Source organism: Methylibium sp. (assembly GCF_035762065.1).
Classification (GTDB): domain Bacteria; phylum Pseudomonadota; class Gammaproteobacteria; order Burkholderiales; family Burkholderiaceae_C; genus Methylibium.
Genome location: NZ_DASTPW010000038.1, coordinates 1 through 17,960, shown reverse-complemented (window position 1 = coordinate 17,960; position 17,960 = coordinate 1). Strand labels below are relative to the sequence as shown.

Sequence of the window (17,960 nt, the reverse complement as noted above, 5' to 3'; positions counted from 1 at the left end):
CCGGCGGCGCCCCCTTGAGGGAGCGCGGCGAAGCCGCAACGGGGGTGGCTCATTTCATCAGCCGTAGGTGAGGCCTTCGGTGCCCGCGGCCAAATCCTGGTTGCGCGCCCGGGCGCTGTTGAGCTTGATCTGCAGCCGCAGGTCGTTCACCGAGTCGGCGTTGCGCAGCGCGTCCTCGTAGGTGACCTGCTGGCTTTCATAAAGGTCGAACAGGCTCTGGTCGAAGGTCTGCATGCCGAGCTCGCGGCTGCGCTTCATCAGGTCCTTGATGTCCTGCACCTCGCCCTTGAAGATCAGGTCGGCCACCAGCGGCGTGTTGAGCAGGATCTCGACCGCCGCGACGCGGCCCTTGCCCTCCTGCCGCGGAAGCAGCCGCTGCGAGATCAGGCCCTTCAGGTTCAGCGACAGGTCCATGAGCAGCTGCGCGCGCCGCTCCTCGGGGAAGAAGTTGATGATCCGGTCAAGCGCCTGGTTCGCGCTGTTGGCGTGCAGCGTCGCCATGCACAGGTGGCCGGTCTCGGCGAAGGCCACCGCGTGGTCCATCGTCTCGCGGTCGCGGATCTCGCCCATCAGGATCACGTCGGGCGCCTGGCGCAGCGTGTTCTTCAGCGCCATCTCCCAGCCGTCGGTGTCGAGGCCGACCTCGCGCTGCGTGACGATGCAGTTCTTGTGCGGATGCACGAACTCGACCGGGTCCTCGATCGTAATGATGTGGCCCTGCGAGTTCTCGTTGCGGTGATCGACCATCGCCGCGAGCGAGGTGCTCTTGCCCGAGCCGGTCGCACCCACGAAGATGACCAGCCCGCGCTTGGTCTCGGCCACGTCCTTCAGGATCTGCGGCAGGCCGAGCGAATCGATGGTCGGCAGCTTCTGCGGAATCACCCGCATCACCAGGCCAACGTGCCCCTGCTGCACGAAGGCGTTGACCCGGAAGCGCCCGATGCCGGTCGGCGCGACCGCGAAGTTGCACTCCTTGGTCTTCTCGAACTCGGCCGCCTGCTTGTCGTTCATGATCGCCCGCGCCAGCGCGATCGTGTGCTGCGGCGTCAGCGGCTGCGGCGAGACCTTGGTGACGCGGCCGTCGACCTTCACCGCCGGCGGGAAATCGGCAGTGAGGAAGAGGTCCGAGCCGTTGCGGCTGATCATCAGCCGCAGCAGGTCGTTGACGAATTTCGAGGCCTGGTCGCGTTCCATGGTCCAACTCCCGGTGTGTTCGGTCAGGCGCCGCCGAGCAAGGCCGACAGCCGCGCGCTCACCTCGCGCAGGCGCAGCGAAAGCCTGCGCGCGAGCGCGGTGACGACCGCCAGCGCAAGCCGCGGCGCACTTTCCATCATCGCGTCGAGCCGGCGCGCTTCGAGCACCGCGACGAGGCACGGCGTGCGCGTCGTGCAGGCGGTCGACCGCGGGCCGGCATCGAGCAGCGACATCTCGCCGAGCAGGTCGCCCGCGCGCGCCTCGGCCAGCCGCGGCCGCTCGCCGCTCGGCCGCACGTGCTCCACGCCGATGCGGCCTTCCAGCAGCACGAGCAGGAAGTCGCCGCGCTCGTCCTGGGCGATCAGCTCGGCACCGGCCGGCACCAGCGCGAAGTCGAGGTACTGCGCAAGCGCGCGCATCTCGGCGTCGTTCAGCTCGAGGCCGTGGCCGTCGCTGCGCCACAGCTGCATGAAGAGCGCCGTGCCGGCGTCGCGCGGGTGCGGCTTGGCAGAAATTTTCGCGGCGCGCGCCGGCCAGGACACGTCGGTCGGCGCCTCGGTCCGCTCGTCGGCGTCCAGCGGCGCGGGTCGCGACTCGTCGCCGTCCTGAGCGGGCTCGAACTTCTTCATCGCGAACGGCTCGGCAGCGAGCGCGATACGGGCCTCAGCCCGGGAAGTTCTCCGGCGTCTTCGCCTTGCCGCGCGCCTCGGCCGGCGTGATGACGTTGCGCCGCACCAGGTCGGACAGGTTCTGGTCGAGCGTCTGCATGCCCATCGCGTTGCCGGTCTGGATCGAGCTGTACATCTGCGCGACCTTGGCCTCGCGGATGAGGTTCCGGATCGCCGGCGTGCCGAGCATGATCTCGTGCGCCGCCACGCGGCCCGAGCCGTCCTTGAGCTTGCACAGCGTCTGCGAGATCACGCCGATCAGCGACTCCGACAGCATCGCGCGCACCATGTCCTTCTCGGCGGCGGGGAAGACGTCGATCACGCGGTCGATCGTCTTCGCCGCGCTGCTCGTGTGCAGCGTTCCGAAGACGAGGTGGCCGGTCTCGGCGGCGGTGAGCGCGAGGCGGATGGTCTCCAGGTCGCGCATCTCGCCGACGAGGATCGCGTCGGGGTCCTCGCGCAGCGCAGAGCGCAGGGCGTTGTTGAAGCTCAGCGTGTGCGGGCCGACCTCGCGCTGGTTGATCAGGCAGCGCTTCGATTCGTGCACGAACTCGATCGGGTCCTCGACGGTGAGGATGTGCCCGTACTCGTTTTCGTTCATGTGGTTGACCATGCCGGCCAGCGTGGTCGACTTGCCCGAGCCGGTCGGCCCGGTCACCAGCACCAGGCCGCGCGGGCGCAGCGAAAGCTCCGCGAAGATCTTCGGCGCGTTGAGCTGCTCGAGCGTCAGGATCTTGCTCGGGATGGTGCGGAAGACGGCGCCCGAGCCGCGGTTCTGGTTGAAGGCGTTGACGCGGAAACGCGCGAGGCCCTGGATCTCGAACGAGAAGTCGCATTCGAGCGTCTCCTCGTAGGCCTTGCGCTGCGCATCGTTCATGATGTCGTACACCATGTCGTGCACGTTCTTGTGGTCCAGCGGATCCACGTTGATGCGCCGCACGTCGCCATGCACCCGGATCATCGGCGGCAGTCCGGCCGACAGGTGCAGGTCCGAGGCCTTGTTCTTGACCGAGAAGGCCAGCAGCTGGGTGATGTCCATGGGGGTCGGCGAGCCGCTTCACGGCCTCGCGACAGAGTGTTCAAACGATTATGGCGACGATCACCGACAAGCTGGAGGCCGTGAAGGGCCGCATCGCGAGCGCCTGCGCCGCGGCGCGGCGCGACGTGGCAAGCGTCACGCTGCTCGGCGTGAGCAAGCTGCAGCCGGCCTCGGCGGTGCGTGACGCCTTTGGCGCCGGGCTCGCGCGCTTCGGCGAGAACTATGTCCAGGAGGGGCTCGACAAGATCGAGGCGCTCGCCGCGCTCGGCGTGCCGCGGCACGCGGTCGAGTGGCATTTGATCGGCCCGCTGCAGAGCAACAAGACGCGCGCGGTCGCCGCGGCCTTCGACTGGGTGCATTCGGTCGATCGGCTCAAGGTCGCCGAGCGGCTTTCGCAGCAGCGGCCGGCCGGCATGGCGCCGCTTTCGGTGTGCCTGCAGGTCAACATCAGCGGCGAGCCGAGCAAGAGCGGCGTCGCGCCGGCCGAGGCCGCCGCGCTGGCGAAGGCGGTCGCGGCCCTGCCTGGCCTGCGCCTGCGCGGCCTGATGGCGATCCCCGAGCCGGCCGCCGATGCCGCCTCCCAGCGCGCGCCACATCGTGCGCTGCGGGAACTGCTCGATCGCCTGAACGCCGACGAAGGACTCGCGCTCGACACGCTGTCGATGGGCATGAGCGCCGACCTCGAAGCCGCCGTGGCCGAAGGCTCGACGATCGTGCGCGTGGGCGAGGCGCTGTTCGGCGCACGCGGGCGCTGAAGCTCGCGCGCCGTGACGCGCCGCGCCGCGCCGGCGCTCAGTCCACCCTGACGTCGAAGCAGCTCGTGCCGCTGCTGCCGCTGTCGAGCATGTTGTAGTCGTACAGCGCCATCACGTGGGTGCCGGCCGGCAGTGCCACGTCGGGCAGTACTTCTTCATCGGGATCGCCGGACAGCGCGAAATCCTGCTCGCCTGCGGCAGTGATCAGGCGGAAGTCCGGGTCGGTTAGCGCGTTGCCGGTCGAACTGATGCGGGTGGCGGTGATCGTGCGGGTGCCGCTGAAGCCGAAGCGGATGTAGACGCGGTTGCCGAGCTTGTTCGGCGTGCCGTTGCTGCCGTTGACGCAATAGTTCTGCGTTGCGCCGAGAGCGGCGACATGGGTCTTGTAGACGGGCAGGTTGGCCGCGCTCCCGCCGTTGTTCGATTCGCCGGCGCCGTAGGCGTCCTGCGCGACGACGTTCTGCCCGGCCCACAGGCCGTCGATCGTCGCCGCCGCGGCCGGCGCCCGGGCCTTCAACGCGGCGGTGAAGCTGTAGATGCTCGGGAAGGTCGGCGCCTGCGCCAGCGCGACGAAGGCTTGATGGATCGGCGCGTAGCCGATGCCGCTCGTCTGGTGCGCCGCCCACAGCAGGTGCGCGACCGAGGCTTCCGCATACCAGCCGCGGTTCGCCGCCGGCGCGGTGCCGAGGTTGACGGCCGACCCGCCGGCCTGGCCGGCGCCGCTCGCGTTGGTGAACACCGGGTCGTCCAGCAGCATGGCCGCCCAGGCGGTGGCCCAGCCGTGCGAGAAAGCATCGACCATGTCGAGCCGGTCGGCGCTGCCGTGCGTTCCTTCGAGCACGACATCGCGCGACAACGCGGTCTGCAGCCAGGAGCCAAGCTCGCGAGCGACGACGTGGCGGTCGTACTCGTCGGTGTCGGCATCGGCGGCGCCGAGCAGGTAGATCGACACCGGGTTCTCGTAGCGCGAGGCGCCGATCTCGCCGGCCGTCACGTCGCCGTCGATCGCGCGGTTCGACGGGCTCCAGGCGATGAAGAGCGTCGGCAGGTCGACCGTGCTCACCGAGGCGACCTTGGCCTGCGCCGCATACGCCACGTCGAGCACCGCGAAGGGCGCCGCGACGCGCGGACCGGTGTAGCTGCTGCCGCCCCAGCCGGAGGCCGCATGCAGGTTTTGCGTGGTGGCGGCGGCCGCGGGCGTGAACACCGCGCCTTGCAGCTGGTAGAGCGCGTCGAAGGCGGTGTTGTCGCGCACCGTGATGTTGCGCCCGCCGCCCGGCGCACCGTCGCTGCGGAAGATCTCGGCGTACACGCGCACGAACATCGGCCGCGCCGTCGTGGTCGTTAACTGGTAGTTGCCGTCGGCGTCGGTCGTCGCCTCCGCAATGAAGAGGTCGTCGGCATCGACAAGCCAGACGGTCGCGCCGCGGATCGGCCGGGCGACGGTGGCGGCGTAGTCCAGTCCGATGCCGTTGGCGCGCGCGGGCACGAAGTCGTAGGTCGCGCGGCCGCTGATCGTGAAGCCGCCGGGTGTCGGCGACGGAGCCGGCGAAGGCGGCACCGGCCCGGGGGCCGGCGCCGGACCGGGTCCGGGGGCCGGGCTCGGGCCCGGGGCGGGCGCCCCGGGGGTCGGCTCCGGCCCCGGCGCCGGTGCTTCCACCGCAACCGGCGGCGGTACCGGGGAGTCGACGCCGCCGCCGCAGGCCGTCGCGGCGGCGATCCACGCGGCGATCGAGCACAGGCGCTGCAAGCGCTCGCGGGCGAGCGGCGCGGGCCTCCGGGTGTCGAGGGCGGAGTCCAACATGTCCGGCGAGCCGCGTTCGAGCGGCGTCAACGCGCAGGGCGCAACGCGCGAAAGACTACTCAGGCGGGCGTCGCGGCATCCGCCGAAAAGGACCACGAAGACCGGCTCTGCGTCGAATGCCGCACGCGCCACGCGCCACGCGCTTCAGCGCGTCTGCGCAGGCAGCGAGATCACCTTCTCGCCATCGGGCATCGTCTGCGGCTTGCCCATCGTCTTCAGGTCCGGTTTGCCGCTGCCGACCTTCAAAGGCACCGACTGCGCACTGAGCCGCTGAGCCTGCGAGGTGAAGACGTCGAGCGTTTGCAGGCCGTCGAGCGCCGGGGTGAGGCGCAGCCGCAGCGTCGTCGTCCGGCCGGCCGGCAGCGCGACGCTGCCGACGGCGTTGCCGCTCGTGTCGGTCAGGCTCGCGCCTTGCGGTGCGCGCAGCTCGACACGGGCGTCCGCGGCGCCGATGCCGCTGAACTGCAGCTGCAGTTCGGCCGGTACGCCGGCCTGCAGCGCGGCAGGGACCTCGTAGCGAAGGCGGATGCCGGAGCCGCCGTGCTTGGCGGCGGCGTCGGTCCAGCGCGGCGCGGCCGGCTTCGACGGCGCAGTGGCGTTCGGCGGCCGGATGCCGTCGGAGCCGGCCGAGGCGGTCGAGGCGAGCGCGGCCGCCAGCGCAAACGCCAGCGGGCGCGCGAGCCGAGGAAGGCGGGGGAGGCGAGCGAGGCCGTTCATCAGTTCACCGTGAGGTTGAAGCAGCTGGTGGCGGGCGTGTTCGCCGGCGCCTCGAGATTGAAGTCCTCGAGCCCGAGCACGTGGGTGCCGGCCGGCAAGGTCGTGACCAGGGCTTGCGTCGGCGTGGTCTCGGCGTTCGCGAAGCTGCGGCTGCCGTCGGAGCGCACGAGCACCAGGTCGGGATCCGACGCGCCGGTGAAGCTGCCGCCGCTGCGCGTGGCGGTGATCGTGCGCGCGCCGCTCAAGGCGAAGCGGACGTAGACGTGGCGGCCGAGCTTGTTGCCGTCGTTGTCGGGATCGCTGCTGGTGTTGACGCAATAGTTCTGCACCACACCGGCCGTCGCGCCGTAGTCCTTGTAGACCGGCAGGTTGCTCGCGTTCGCGCCGGCGTTCGATTCGCCGCTGCCGCAGGCGTCCTGCGCGACGATCTGCTGGCCGGCCCACAGGCTCGTGATCGAGGCGGCCGCGCTCGCGAGCGCCGTCTTCAGCTGCGCGGCGAAGCTGTAGAGCGTCGTGAAGGTCGGCGCCGCGGCGAGCCCGCGCATCGAGGAGTAGATCGGCGTGAAGCCGACCGCCGGGTCCTGGTGCAGTGTCCACAGCAGGTACTGCGACGAGCTTTCCGAATAGGCGCCGCGGTCGCCGGCGCCCGGCGGTGTGCCGACGTTGATCGCGAAGCCCGCGGCCTGGCCGCTGCCCTGCGAATCGGTGTAGAGCGGGCTGCCGAGCGCCATGCCCGACCACGCATTGCCCCAGCCTTCCGAGAACGCGAGGCGCAAGTCGAGCTCGTCCTGCGTGGAGTGCGCGCCGCCGGGGCTGTCGTCGCGCGACAGCGCGCTTTGCAGGTAGTGGCCGAGCTCGTGGGCGACGACGTGGCTGTCGTACTCGTCGGTGTCGGTGTTGGCGGCGCCGAGCAGGTAGAGCGAACGTGTGCTGCCGCTCGACGTGAAGAACGAGGTGCCGATCAGGCCGGCAGGGAAGTCGGGCCCGCCGCTGCTGCCGACCGCGGGCTGGTTGTTGGGGCTCCAGTAGAGCTGCAGCGGCGCGAGCGTCACGGTCGGATCGGCACTCGCGACCTTGGTCTGGGCGGCATAGGCGACGTCGAGGATGGCGAAGGGACCGGCGCTGCGCGTGCCGGTGTAGCTGCTGCCGCCCCAGCCGGACGCGGCGTTCAGGTTGACGGTGTTCGAGCCGGCGGCCGGCGTCAGCGGCGCGGAGTCGAGCACGTACAGCGCGTTCGATGCGGTGTTGTCGAGCACCGTGAAGTTGCGGTCGCCGTTGGGCGAGCCGCTGCGCCGGATCTCCGCGCGCACCCGCACCCGCACCGGCTGGGCGCTGGGCAGCCCGAAGCCGTAGGAGCCGGTCTCGCTGGTCGTCGTGGTGGCCAGCACGTTGTTCGCGCCGTCGAGCAGCTGCACCGTCGCGCCGCGAATCGGCCGCGGCGTCGTGCCGGCGTAGTCGAGGCCGCGGCCGGTGCTGTTGGTCGGCACGAAGTCGTAGGTCGCGGTGCCGACGATCACGAAGGCGCCGCTGGGCGCGGGCGGGCTCGGCACCGGCCCCGGGTTCACGCCGAGCGCCGGGTTGGGCGCCGGTGCTGCGCAGGTCGAGCTGGTGGGTGGCGAGGGCGGTGCGGGTGCAGGGCTGTCGCCGCCCCCGCCTCCGCCGCCGCAGGCTGACAGCAGGGCCGCCATCGCGGTGAGCGCCGCGATGCGCTGCCGCCGCCGGGCGCGCGACGGCCGCAAGGTCGATGAAGCTCCGGCACGAAGTTCGTCAGGCATCTCGGGGGATCTTTCGTGGAGCGATGAGCCGCATCGCAGGGCCGGCGGCCGGTGGCGCACGATAGCGGGCGGCCCGCGTCGTGCCGTGTCAATTTGCACCTCGGCGCGCGGGCTTGCGCGGCTCAGCGGGCGCGCCAGCGCTCCCACAGCCGTAGGCCTTCTCCGACGACGCCGCGGCGAAACGCCAGCACGCAGACGATGAAGATCAGCCCGGTCACCAGCGTCACCGATTCACCCAGCCCGTTGAACCAGCCGATGCCGGTCAGTTCGGCCAGCCAGCGGCCCGCGTCGCCGATCTTGTTCTCCAGCGCGATGATCACCAGCGCGCCGACGATCGGGCCGACCATCGTGCCCATGCCGCCCACGAGCGTCATCAGGATCACCGCGCCGGAGGTCGTCCAGACGGCATCGGTCAGCGTCGCGAAGCCGAGCACCAGCGTCTTGGTGGCGCCGGCCAGGCCGGCGAGCGCGGCGCTGAGCACGAAGGCGACGAGCTTGAAGCGGTCGACGTCGTAGCCCAGCGAGGTGGCACGCGCCTCGTTCTCGCGGATCGAGGTCAGCACCTGGCCGAACGGCGAGTGCACGACGCGGTAGATCAGCCAGAACGCCGCCGCGAAGATCGCGAGCACCAGGTAGTACAGCGTCAGGTCGTTGCCGAGGTTCAGGCCGAACAGCGTGCCGCGCGGCACCGATTGCAAGCCGTCTTCCCCGCCGGTGAAGGGCGCCTGCAGGAAGAAGAAGTACAGCATCTGCGCGAGCGCGAGCGTGATCATCGAGAAGTAGATGCCGCTGCGGCGGATCGCGAGCCAGCCGAACGCCAGCCCGGCGAGCGCCGCGACGCCGACGCCGAACGCCAGCCCCAGCGGCACCGGCAGCCCCCACACCTTCAGCGCATGCCCGGCGGCATAGGCGGCGGCGCCGAGAAAGGCCGCATGGCCGAAGCTCAGCAGGCCGGTGAAGCCGATCAGCAGGTTGAAGGCGCAGGCGAAGAGCGCGTAGCACATCACCTTCATCACGAAGATGGGGTACGCGCCGAGGAAGGGGAGCGCCGCGACCGCGGCGAACAGCAGCGCGTAGCCGAGCAAGGGCGAGCGCGCGGGGCGCGCGGCGGTGGCGGCCGGTGCGGGCACAGCGGCCATCACTTCTCTTTCCCGAACAGGCCGGCGGGCCGCACCAGCAGCACGATCGCCATCACGACGAAGACCACCGTGTTCGACGCCTCCGGATAGAACACCTTGGTCAGCCCCTCGACGATGCCCAGTCCGAGGCCGGTGAGGATCGAGCCGAGGATCGAGCCCATGCCGCCGATCACCACGACCGCGAACACCACGATGATCAGGTTGCTGCCCATCAGCGGCGAGACCTGCAGGATCGGCGCGGCCAGCACGCCCGCGAAGGCCGCGAGCGCGACGCCGCCGGCGTAGGTGAGCGTCACCATGCGCGGCACGTTGATGCCGAAGGCCTGCACGAGCTTGGGGTTCTCGGTGCCGGCGCGCAGCGTCGCGCCGAGCGAGGTCTTCTCGATCAGCGCCCAGACCGCGAGGCACACCACCACCGACGCCGCCACCACCCACGCGCGGTAGTTCGGCAGCACCATGAAGCCGAGGTTCGTGGCGCCCTGCAGCGCGTCGGGCACCGGGTAGGGCTGGCCCGAGACACCGTAGAAGCTGCGGAACACGCCCTCGGTGACGAGCGTGATGCCGAAGGTCAGCAGCAGGCCGTACAGGTGGTCGAGCTGGTAGAGCCACTGCAAGAGCAGGCGCTCGATCGCGATGCCCAGTGCCCCGACCGCAAGCGGCGCCACCAGCAGCATCACCCAGTAATTGAGCCCCAGGTACTCAAGCCCCATCCACGCGAGGAAGGCGCCCATCATGTACAGCGCGCCGTGCGCGAAGTTGATGATGTTGAGCATGCCGAAGATCACGGCCAGCCCGAGCGACAGCATCGCGTAGAAAGAGCCGTTCACCAGCCCCAGCAGGAGCTGGCTCAGGAACGCGGACAGCGGGATGCCGAAAACTTCCATGGCCGCTGCTCAATCGGCCGTCGACGCGCCCCGGCCGGCCGCCGGGCCGCCCCGTGGCCGGCCGCGCCCGCTCGGGGAGCAGCGCAGGCGCGCAGCGACAGGCGTCGGGGCCGACATCACTTCTTCACGAGCGGGCACTTGCTGTCGGCCAGCTTGGTGAACGCCTGGTCGCCGGGGATCTTCTCGACCACCTTGAAGTAGTCCCAGGGCTCGCTCGATTCGGCCGGCGTCTTCACCTGCAGCAGGAACATGTCGTGCACGCCGCGGCCGTCTTCCTTGCGGATCGTGCCCTTCGCGTAGAAGTCGTTGATCGGCGTGGCCTTCATCTGCGCCATCACCTTGTCGCCGTCGTCGGTCTTCGCGGCGTCGACCGCCTTCAGGTAGTGCATCGTCGCCGAGTAGTCGGCCGCCTGCAGCGACGACGGCATGCGCTTCATCTTCTCGAAGAAGCGCCGGCTCCAGGCGCGCGCCTCGGGGCTCTGGTTCCAGTACCAGCTGTCGGTCATGTACATGCCCTGCGTCGTCTTGAGGCCCAGCGAGTGGATGTCGTTGATGAACATCAGCAGCCCGGCCAGCTTCATCGACTTGGTGACGCCGAACTCGTTGGCCGCCTTGATCGAGTTGATCGTGTCGCCGCCGGCGTTCGCGAGGCCGAGGATCTGTGCCTTGCTGCTCTGCGCCTGGAGCAGGAAGGAGCTGAAGTCGGACGCCGACAGCGGGTGCTTGACGCTGCCGAGCACCTGCCCGCCCGACTTGGTGACGACGGCCGTGGTGTCGTTCTGCAGCGACTGGCCGAAGGCGTAGTCGGCCGTCAGGAAGTACCAGCTCTTGCCGCCGGCCTTGGTGACCGCGCTGCCGGTGCCGTTGGCGAGCGCCACGGTGTCGTAGGCGTAGTGGATCGAATACGGCGTGCAGTCCTCGTTGCTCATGCGCGAGGTGCCGGCGCCGATCGAGATGAAGGGCTTCTTCTTCTCGGCCGCGACCTTGGTCATCGCGAGGTTGGTCGCCGAATTGGTGCCGCCGATCAGCATGTCGAGGCCTTGCGTGTCGAACCACTCGCGCGCCTTGCTCGCGGCCACGTCGGCCTTGTTCTGGTGGTCGGCATAGACGACCTCGACCTTCTTGCCCGCGGCCATGCCCTTCATGTCGGCCACCGCCATCTTGATCGCCTCGACGCCGCCGGGCCCGTCGATGTCGGCATACAGGCCCGACATGTCCGTGATGATCCCGATCCTCACCACGTCGCCCGACACCTGGGCCTGGGCCGCGGCCACGCCGCCGAGCGTGAGGACGGCGGCCCGGGCGATGCGTTGCAGTGCGAGCTTCATGCGGAACTCCTTCGAAGGAAATGGGGGGTGCGTCCGGTTCAGACGCTGAGCAGCTCGTCGAGCACCGACTGTTTGGCGGCGAGCTCGGACGCGGGGAACGATTCGACGACGTGGCCGTGCTCGATCACGTGGAAGTGATCGGCCAGCTTGGCCGCGAAGCGGAAGTTCTGTTCGACCATCAGCACGGTGAAGCCCTGCGACTTGAGCGCGCGGATCATCTTCGCGAGCGCCTGCACGATCACCGGCGCCAGGCCCTCGGAGATCTCGTCGAGCAGCAGGATGTCGGCGCCGGTGCGCAGGATGCGGGCGACCGCGAGCATCTGCTGCTCGCCGCCCGACAGGCGCGTGCCCTGGCTCGCGCGGCGCTCGGCGAGGTTGGGAAACATCGCGTAGAGGTCCGCTTCGCTCATCGCCTTGCCCCGCCCGGCCTTCAGCGGCGGCGGCAGGCGCAGGTTCTCCTCGGCCGAAAGCGACGCGAAGATGCCGCGCTCCTCCGGGCAGTAGCCGATGCCCAGGTGGGCGATGCGGTGCGTGGGCAGGGCGATCGTCTCGTCGCCGTGGACCTTGATCGAGCCCTGGCGCCGGCCCACCAGCCCCATGATCGAGCGCAGCGTCGTCGTGCGGCCCGCGCCGTTGCGCCCGAGCAGCGTCACCACCTGGCCGCGTGGCACGCTGAGGTTCACGCCATGGAGGATGTGGCTCTCGCCGTACCAGGCGTTGAGGTCGCGGATCTCCAGCGCCGGGGCCGCGGTGTCAGTGGGCACCTTGCAACTCCGTCGCCTCGCTGCCCATGTAGGCCTCGAGCACCGCCGGGTGCTTCGACACCTCGGCGTAGTCGCCCTCGGCCAGCACCGCGCCGCGCGCGAGCACGGTGATGCGGTCGGCGATGCTCGCGACCACCTTCATGTTGTGCTCGACCATCAGCACCGTGCGCCCTTCGGCCACGCGCTTGATCAGCGCGGTGACGCGCTCGACGTCCTCGTGGCCCATGCCCTGCGTCGGCTCGTCGAGCAGCATCAGCTCGGGCTCCATGCCCATGGTCGTCGCGATCTCGAGCGCGCGCTTGCGGCCGTAGGGCAGGTCGGCGGCCTTCAAGTGCGCCATCTCGCGCAGATCGACGCGCTCGAGCAGCTCGAGCGCCTTCGCATCGAGCGTGCGCAGCTCGCTCAGGCCTTTCCAGAAGTGGAATGAGGTGCCGGTGGCGCGCTGCAGGCCGATGCGCACGTTCTCCAGCACGGTGAGGTGCGGGAACACCGCCGAGATCTGGAAGGAGCGGATCACGCCGCGGCGCGCGATGTGCGCGGGCGTCTCGCCGGTGATGTCGTGGCCCTTGAAGTGGATCGTGCCGCGGGTGGGCGCGAGGAACTTCGTCAGCAGGTTGAAGCAGGTCGTCTTGCCCGCGCCGTTCGGGCCGATCAGCGCATGGATGTGGCCGCTGCGCACCTTCAGATTCACCCGGTCGACGGCGACGAAGCCGCGAAATTCCTTCGTCAGATCGCGGGTTTCGAGGAGGAGGTCGCTCATGCGGGGCGCGAGGAGAGCGACCCACTGTAGGTGCCGTGTTGCGGCGCAACGAGCCGGGCTTATCCCTAGACGCCGAGGCGACACAGGCGGGCGGCGCGAGGGCCTGGAGGCGGGCCCCGCGCTCGCGCGCCGAGGCCGGGTGACGACTCAGCCGGCCTGCACCCGCGCCACCCCCGCCAGCGCCGCCTCGCGCAGCGCGCCGGCATCGAGCCCGGCGACCGGGCCGACCGCCGCGCTGTAGCGCGCGATCGTCGGCTCGTCGCAGCCGGCCAGGCCGGCATCGACGATCGCGCCGAGCGCCAGCAGCTGCTGCGTGCCCAGCGGCTCGGTGAGCCACGGGGCATCGGTGTCGGGGTGCTTGGACTGGCCCGCGTCGGCCAGGCTCTGCAGCACCGCCGGGCGCAGCCGCACCGCGGCGGCGACCTGCGAGCTCAGGCCCCAGACCTGGCACAGCGCCGCGCCGAGCGCGGCGTGGTTCACGCCGTACAGCGCGGTCTCGCCCTCGAGTTGGGCGAAGGCATCGGGCGTCGAGGCGAGCAGGGCTTCGTAGCCTTCGGTGTCGTGCATCACGAGCGCGGCCTGGCCGCTCTCGGCGAACAGGCCGGCGGTGTGCGCGAGCCACGGGTCGAGGTCGAGCGCGGGCGCGGCCCGTCCCATCGCGAGCCCCCGACGGCCGGCGCGCTCCCACAGCGCATTGAGCATCGGCCGCGGCGGGAAGGCGCCACGCAGGCCGATCTCGAACGTCAGCGCCGAGACCTCGCGCGTGCCGAGGTAGCGCACCGCCTCGGGCACCGACTCCACGCGACGCTGCAGGCCGAAGTAGGCGGAATTGACGGTGCGCACCACCGCCGAGGCGAGCGCCATGTCGGTCTCGATCAGCTCGGCAATGATGCGCAGGTTGGCGCCCTCGTCGTGCATCAGCACCGAGAGTTGCACCAGCACCTGCGGGCAGGCGGGCAGGTCGATGTCGAGGGCGCGCAGGGTCTGGTCGATGGCCATGCGGGCCATCGTAGGGGCAAGCACGAAGCGAGAAGGCTTGCAGCAGCGGGCGTTTCGGGCGGCTTCTAGAGTCCGCCGCTTCCTACCGTGACGGAGTGCCCATCCCGTGTCCAAGATGCCTGACCGCCCCTCGTTGTTCGACCCGGTGCGCCTGGGCGAGCTGCAGCTCGCCAACCGCATCGCGATGGCGCCCCTGACGCGCAACCGCGCCGCGCCGGGCCGGGTGCCATCGCCGCTGGCCGCGACCTACTACGCGCAGCGCGCGAGCGCCGGGCTGATCGTCACCGAGGCCACGCAGATCTCGCCGCTCGGCCAGGGCTACCTCGACACGCCGGGTATCTACAGCGCCGAGCAGGTCGAGGGCTGGAAGGCGGTGACGCGCGCGGTGCACGAAGCGGGCGGCAGGATCGTCGTGCAGCTGTGGCACGTCGGGCGCATCTCGCACGTGTCGCTGCTGCCCGAAGGCGAGGTGCCGGTCGCGCCGTCGGCGATCCGCGCGAACACGAAGACCTTCACCGCCAACGGCTTCGAGGACGTCTCCGAGCCGCGCGCGCTGCGCCTGGACGAACTGCCGGGCATCGTCGCCGACTACCGCCGCGCCGCGGCGAACGCGATCGAGGCGGGTTTCGACGGTGTCGAGGTCCATGCGGCCAACGGCTACCTGCTCGATCAGTTCCTGCGCAGCGGCAGCAACCACCGCACCGATGCCTACGGCGGCTCGATCGAGAACCGCGCGCGGCTGCTCGTCGAGGTGATGCAGGCCGTCACCGCCGAGATCGGTGCCGGCCGCACCGGCATCCGCCTGTCGCCGGTGACGCCGGCCAACGACGTGAGCGACGCCGACCCGCAGCCGCTGTTCGAGCACGTGGCCGAGCGGCTCGGCGGGCTCGGCCTCGCGTTCGTGCACGTGATCGAAGGCGCGACCGGCGGGCCGCGCGACGTGCCGGCGCGCGAAGGCGAGGCCTTCGACTACGCCGCGCTGCGCCGCCTCGCGAAGGCGCCGTGGATCGTCAACAACGGCTACGACGGTGCGCTCGCCGAGCGCACCGTCGCCACCGGCGAAGCCGACGTGGTGGCCTTCGGCCGCCCGTTCATCAGCAATCCCGACCTGGTCGAGCGGCTGCGGCGCGAGCTGCCGCTCGCGCCCTCGGACCGCGCCACCTACTACGGCGGCGGCGCCCGCGGCTACACCGACTACCCGGCGCTCGCCGCCTGAGCGCCACGGCGAAACGCACGCGGCGTGGACGATGCCGCACGGCTGGCGTCGGGCGGCCGCCTGCGAGGGTCCTTCCTCGCTTCCACGCGGTGGGGCTTCGCAGCATGATCGCCGTCCCGTGGCGCCGCGGCGCCGCGTTTCCGGGGTTCATTGGCAGTGTCGTCCCCCCAAACCGAGCCATCCGATCGCCCCCCGCTGGCTGCGGTGGTGCGCCGCATCCAGGCCAGCTTCGTGCGCAGCGTCGAGCCGCACCGGGCGCTCGATCCCATCCTGCCGGAGCTGCTGGCCCTCTGCGAAAGCGAGTACGGCTTCATCGGCGAGGTCTGGCACGACGAGCCCGGCGTGCCTTACCTGCGCATCTTCACGATGACCAACATCGCCTGGGATGACGCCTCGCGCGAGCGCGTCGAGCGCGAGCGGGTCCGCGGCATCGAGTTCCGCAACCTGAAGACGCTGTTCGGCGCCGCACTCGTCACCGCACAGCCGGTGATCGCCAACGACGCCCCGAACGATCCGCGCGCCGGCCGCGGCATGCCTTCGGGTCACCTGCCGCTCAACAGCTTCCTCGGCCTGCCGCTGCACTACGGCGGCGAGATGGTCGGCATGGTCGGTCTCGCCAACCGACCCGGCGGCTACGACACCGCGATGCTGGAACGGCTCGACCCGATGTTCCAGGCCGTCGCCGGCGTGATCGCCGCGGTGCAGCTCGACCGCCAGCGCCGCGCCGCCGAAGCGCGCCTGAGCGAGAACGACCGGCGCTGGCACACCAACCTGGAGCTGTGCGGCGTCGGCATCGTGCGCGTCGATCCGCAGCGCCGCTTCATCGAGGTCAACGCGCGCATGTGCGAGCTGGTCGGCCGGCCGGCCGAGGAGCTGCTCGCCATGCGCGCCGACGAACTCACCCATCCCGACGATCGGGCCGCCTGGGCCGCGCAGATGCAGCCGCTGGTGCGCGGCGAGATCCATCACCTGCTCGGCGAGAAGCGCTACCTGCGTGGCGATGGCAGTTCCGTGTGGGTGCAGCTCGCGCTTACCGCAGCGCGCGACGCGCGCGGCGAGTTCCTCTACACGGTGGCGATCGTCTCCGACATCGACCAGCGCAAGCGCGCCGAAGCCGAGCTGCGCGCCCGCGAGGCGCAGTTCGTCAAGCTCGCGAGCAAGGTGCCGGGCGTGCTGCTCCAGTTCCGCATCGACACCGCCGACCGGGCCACCGTGCCCTACGCCAGCGAAGGCATGCGCGACCTGTTCGAGCTCGACCCCGAAGGCCCGGTGCGGCAGGACGCGCGGCTGATGATGGAGCGCGTCGTCAAGGGCCAGCGCGGCAAGGTCTGGGGCACGCTCGAGGCTTGCGGGCGCGCGCTCGCGCCGTGGGCGCTCGAATGGGAGGTCGAGCTGCCCCTGCGCGGGCGGCGCTGGGTGCTCGGCCGCGGCACGCCCGAGCGGCTGGCCGACGGCGCGACGCTCTGGCACGGCTACATCGACGACATCACCGAGCGCAAGCGCTACGAGGAGGCGGTGGTCGCCGCCGAGGCCTCGGTGCGCGCCAACGCGGCGAAGACCGAGTTCCTCTCGCGCATGAGCCACGAGCTGCGCACGCCGCTGAACGCGGTGCTCGGCTTCGCGCAGCTGCTCGCGAGCGACCCGCACGCGCCGCTCGCCGACACGCAGCGCGCGCGCATCGCGCACATCGAGCACGCCGGCCAGCACCTGCTGGCGATGATCGGCGACGTGCTCGACCTCTCGCGCATCGAAAGCGGCAGCCTGCCGCTCTCGATCGGGCCGGTGCCGGTGCGCAAGCTGATCGAGGACTCGTTCGCGCTGGTCGCGCCCACCGCACGGGCCGGCGGCGTGCGGCTCGAGGTCGGCGGCAGCGCCTCGCTCGCCGGGCTGCAGGTGCGCGCGGACGCGATGCGGCTGCGCCAGGTGTTGGTGAACCTGCTCAGCAACGCGATCAAGTACAACCGGCCGGGCGGCCGGGTGACGGTGGCGATCGACACCGCGCTCGATCGCGTCAGCCTCGCGGTCACCGACACCGGCTTCGGCCTCACGCCCGCGCAGCAGGCGCATCTGTTCGAGCCTTTCAACCGGCTCGGCGCCGAGCGCGGCAGCGTCGACGGCACCGGGCTCGGCCTCGCGATCACGCTGCGGCTGGTCGAGCTGATGGCCGGCTCGATCACCGTGCACAGCGAGAGCGACCGCGGCTCGACCTTCGTCGTCGACCTGCCCTGCGACGACACGCCCGCGCCACCCGAGCCGGCAGCGCCCGCCGCCCCGGCGGCACCCCGGGCGGCGGCCGGCCCGGCGACGCTGACCGTGCTCTACGCCGAGGACAACGAGCTCAACGTCGAGCTGATGCGCCAGCTGCTGACGCTGCGTCCCGGCTGCGCCCTGAGCATCGCGCGCAACGGCCGCGAGGCGATCGAGCTGGCGCGCAGCGCGCCGGCGCCGCAGCTGCTGCTGATCGACATGCACCTGGGCGACATGAGCGGCCTGCAGGTGCTGGAGGCCCTGCGGGACGAGCCGGCGCTGGCCGGCGTGCCGCGCGTCGCGCTGTCGGCCGACGCGCTGCCGCAGAGCATCCGCGCCGCGCGCGACGCGGGCTTCGACGAGTACCTGACCAAGCCGGTCGATGTGGAGCGGCTGCTCGCGCTGCTCGACGGCCACGGCGCGGTGGCGCCCGTCGCCGCCTAGCGTTGTCCGGCCCGCGGCACGCCCGAGTGCTGCGTCAGGATCGGCAACGGAGCGGGGAAGAAAAAGAAGGAGAGCGGGACGTGGTGGTCAGGGGCTCGCTCTCATCCACCCCGACCCGCCCGCTCCCCTTTGGGCTCAGCCCCGCAACCTGGAATGCGCGAAGTCCACGTCGGCCAGCAGCGCGTGCCTCGGCCGCGAACGCGCGGCGGGGCCCGCGGCGCGCAGCG

General features: G+C 71.0%; 15 protein-coding genes. 3 read left to right on the top strand and 12 right to left on the bottom strand.

Features of this window, described 5'->3' with window-relative positions:
• Positions 1-57: 57 nt before the first annotated feature.
• From VFR90_RS10140 to VFR90_RS10130, 3 genes are read right to left on the bottom strand one after another with little or no spacing between them, the layout of a single operon-like run.
• On the bottom strand, positions 58-1,194 hold the full coding sequence (locus tag VFR90_RS10140; protein ID WP_326406008.1) for a PilT/PilU family type 4a pilus ATPase: 1,137 nt from the start codon (positions 1,192-1,194) through the stop codon (positions 58-60).
• A gap of 23 nt (positions 1,195-1,217) precedes the next feature.
• Positions 1,218-1,823, bottom strand: coding sequence for a cyclic nucleotide-binding domain-containing protein (locus tag VFR90_RS10135; RefSeq protein ID WP_326406007.1), 606 nt, complete (start codon positions 1,821-1,823; stop codon positions 1,218-1,220).
• Between the two features lie 34 nt (positions 1,824-1,857).
• A complete protein-coding gene (locus VFR90_RS10130; protein ID WP_326406006.1) occupies positions 1,858-2,901 on the bottom strand; it encodes a type IV pilus twitching motility protein PilT in 1,044 nt (347 codons plus the stop codon).
• 50 nt (positions 2,902-2,951) lie between these two features.
• Here VFR90_RS10130 and VFR90_RS10125 point away from each other — a divergent pair, with 50 nt between their 5' ends.
• Entirely contained in the window at positions 2,952-3,656 is a 705-nt protein-coding gene (locus VFR90_RS10125) for a YggS family pyridoxal phosphate-dependent enzyme (protein ID WP_326406005.1), read from the top strand.
• A 37-nt stretch (positions 3,657-3,693) separates the two neighbouring features.
• Here VFR90_RS10125 and VFR90_RS10120 read toward each other — a convergent pair whose 3' ends face one another.
• From VFR90_RS10120 to VFR90_RS10080, 9 genes are all read right to left on the bottom strand, one after another.
• A complete protein-coding gene (locus VFR90_RS10120) occupies positions 3,694-5,217 on the bottom strand; it encodes a hypothetical protein (RefSeq protein WP_326406004.1) in 1,524 nt (507 codons plus the stop codon).
• A gap of 387 nt (positions 5,218-5,604) precedes the next feature.
• The gene (locus tag VFR90_RS10115; RefSeq protein WP_326406003.1) at positions 5,605-6,177 is read right to left on the bottom strand and encodes a hypothetical protein; all 573 of its coding nucleotides are present in this window, start codon (positions 6,175-6,177) and stop codon (positions 5,605-5,607) included.
• Positions 6,177-7,952, bottom strand: a complete 1,776-nt coding sequence (locus tag VFR90_RS10110) for a carboxypeptidase-like regulatory domain-containing protein (RefSeq protein WP_326406002.1) — start codon at positions 7,950-7,952, stop codon at positions 6,177-6,179. Before VFR90_RS10110 ends, VFR90_RS10115 begins: the two co-directional genes overlap by 1 nt.
• A 122-nt stretch (positions 7,953-8,074) precedes the next feature.
• Positions 8,075-9,091 carry a branched-chain amino acid ABC transporter permease gene (locus tag VFR90_RS10105; protein WP_326406001.1) on the bottom strand — a complete coding sequence of 339 codons (1,017 nt, stop codon included), beginning with the start codon at positions 9,089-9,091 and terminating at the stop codon, positions 8,075-8,077.
• Complete coding sequence (locus VFR90_RS10100) at positions 9,091-9,975, bottom strand: branched-chain amino acid ABC transporter permease (RefSeq protein WP_326406000.1); 885 nt, start codon at positions 9,973-9,975, stop codon at positions 9,091-9,093. The genes VFR90_RS10105 and VFR90_RS10100 overlap by 1 nt, the downstream gene beginning before the upstream one ends.
• 116 nt (positions 9,976-10,091) lie before the next feature.
• The gene (locus VFR90_RS10095) at positions 10,092-11,303 is read right to left on the bottom strand and encodes an ABC transporter substrate-binding protein (protein WP_326405999.1); all 1,212 of its coding nucleotides are present in this window, start codon (positions 11,301-11,303) and stop codon (positions 10,092-10,094) included.
• 38 nt (positions 11,304-11,341) lie between these two features.
• On the bottom strand, positions 11,342-12,067 hold the full coding sequence (locus VFR90_RS10090; protein ID WP_326405998.1) for an ABC transporter ATP-binding protein: 726 nt from the start codon (positions 12,065-12,067) through the stop codon (positions 11,342-11,344).
• On the bottom strand, positions 12,057-12,827 hold the full coding sequence (locus VFR90_RS10085) for an ABC transporter ATP-binding protein (RefSeq protein ID WP_326405997.1): 771 nt from the start codon (positions 12,825-12,827) through the stop codon (positions 12,057-12,059). The genes VFR90_RS10090 and VFR90_RS10085 overlap by 11 nt, the downstream gene beginning before the upstream one ends.
• A 147-nt stretch (positions 12,828-12,974) precedes the next feature.
• Positions 12,975-13,826, bottom strand: a complete 852-nt coding sequence (locus tag VFR90_RS10080) for an HDOD domain-containing protein (protein WP_326405996.1) — start codon at positions 13,824-13,826, stop codon at positions 12,975-12,977.
• A gap of 115 nt (positions 13,827-13,941) precedes the next feature.
• Here VFR90_RS10080 and VFR90_RS10075 point away from each other — a divergent pair, with 115 nt between their 5' ends.
• Together VFR90_RS10075 and VFR90_RS10070 are read left to right on the top strand one after the other, a co-directional pair.
• Positions 13,942-15,042, top strand: a complete 1,101-nt coding sequence (locus tag VFR90_RS10075) for an alkene reductase (protein ID WP_326405995.1) — start codon at positions 13,942-13,944, stop codon at positions 15,040-15,042.
• Between the two features lie 207 nt (positions 15,043-15,249).
• The gene (locus VFR90_RS10070; RefSeq protein WP_326405994.1) at positions 15,250-17,733 is read left to right on the top strand and encodes an ATP-binding protein; all 2,484 of its coding nucleotides are present in this window, start codon (positions 15,250-15,252) and stop codon (positions 17,731-17,733) included.
• The last annotated feature ends 227 nt before the right edge of the window (positions 17,734-17,960 follow it).

Bases quoted from the DNA above. Each gene is read 5' to 3' on its own strand.
- VFR90_RS10140 (WP_326406008.1), bottom strand. From the start codon at position 1,194: ATGGAACGCGACCAGGCCTCGAAATTCGTCAACGACCTGCTGCGGCTG.
- VFR90_RS10135 (WP_326406007.1), bottom strand. From the start codon at position 1,823: ATGAAGAAGTTCGAGCCCGCTCAGGACGGCGACGAGTCGCGACCCGCG.
- VFR90_RS10130 (WP_326406006.1), bottom strand. From the start codon at position 2,901: ATGGACATCACCCAGCTGCTGGCCTTCTCGGTCAAGAACAAGGCCTCG.
- VFR90_RS10125 (WP_326406005.1), top strand. From the start codon at position 2,952: ATGGCGACGATCACCGACAAGCTGGAGGCCGTGAAGGGCCGCATCGCG.
- VFR90_RS10115 (WP_326406003.1), bottom strand. From the start codon at position 6,177: ATGAACGGCCTCGCTCGCCTCCCCCGCCTTCCTCGGCTCGCGCGCCCG.
- VFR90_RS10110 (WP_326406002.1), bottom strand. From the start codon at position 7,952: ATGCCTGACGAACTTCGTGCCGGAGCTTCATCGACCTTGCGGCCGTCG.
- VFR90_RS10105 (WP_326406001.1), bottom strand. From the start codon at position 9,091: ATGGCCGCTGTGCCCGCACCGGCCGCCACCGCCGCGCGCCCCGCGCGC.
- VFR90_RS10100 (WP_326406000.1), bottom strand. From the start codon at position 9,975: ATGGAAGTTTTCGGCATCCCGCTGTCCGCGTTCCTGAGCCAGCTCCTG.
- VFR90_RS10095 (WP_326405999.1), bottom strand. From the start codon at position 11,303: ATGAAGCTCGCACTGCAACGCATCGCCCGGGCCGCCGTCCTCACGCTC.
- VFR90_RS10085 (WP_326405997.1), bottom strand. From the start codon at position 12,827: ATGAGCGACCTCCTCCTCGAAACCCGCGATCTGACGAAGGAATTTCGC.
- VFR90_RS10080 (WP_326405996.1), bottom strand. From the start codon at position 13,826: ATGGCCATCGACCAGACCCTGCGCGCCCTCGACATCGACCTGCCCGCC.
- VFR90_RS10075 (WP_326405995.1), top strand. From the start codon at position 13,942: ATGCCTGACCGCCCCTCGTTGTTCGACCCGGTGCGCCTGGGCGAGCTG.